Below are 298 nucleotides of genomic sequence, written 5' to 3' on the forward strand. Positions count from 1 at the left end.
AATATGTGCTGGCAAGCCTCGACCAGAGCCTCAAGCGGATGGGGCTCGATTATGTCGACATCTTCTATTCACACCGCTTCGACCCGGAAACGCCGCTGGAAGAAACGATGGGCGCGCTCGACCACGCCGTCCGCTCGGGCAAGGCGCTTTACGCAGGCATCTCGTCCTACAATTCGCAGCGCACGCGCGAGGCGGCCGATATATTGAAGCGGCTCGGCACGCCCTGCCTCATCCACCAGCCGAGCTATTCGATGCTCAATCGCTGGGTCGAGGAGGATGGGCTGCTCGATACGCTGGA

At 61.1% G+C, this 298-nt stretch carries 1 protein-coding gene; it reads left to right on the forward strand.

What is annotated here, in order from left to right:
* Positions 1 to 298, forward strand: a 298-nt coding sequence (locus EN861_RS34895; RefSeq protein ID WP_189343833.1) for an aldo/keto reductase, incomplete at both ends; no start/stop codon positions are given.

The organism is Mesorhizobium sp. M8A.F.Ca.ET.218.01.1.1 (assembly GCF_004791165.1).
Taxonomy (GTDB): domain Bacteria; phylum Pseudomonadota; class Alphaproteobacteria; order Rhizobiales; family Rhizobiaceae; genus Mesorhizobium.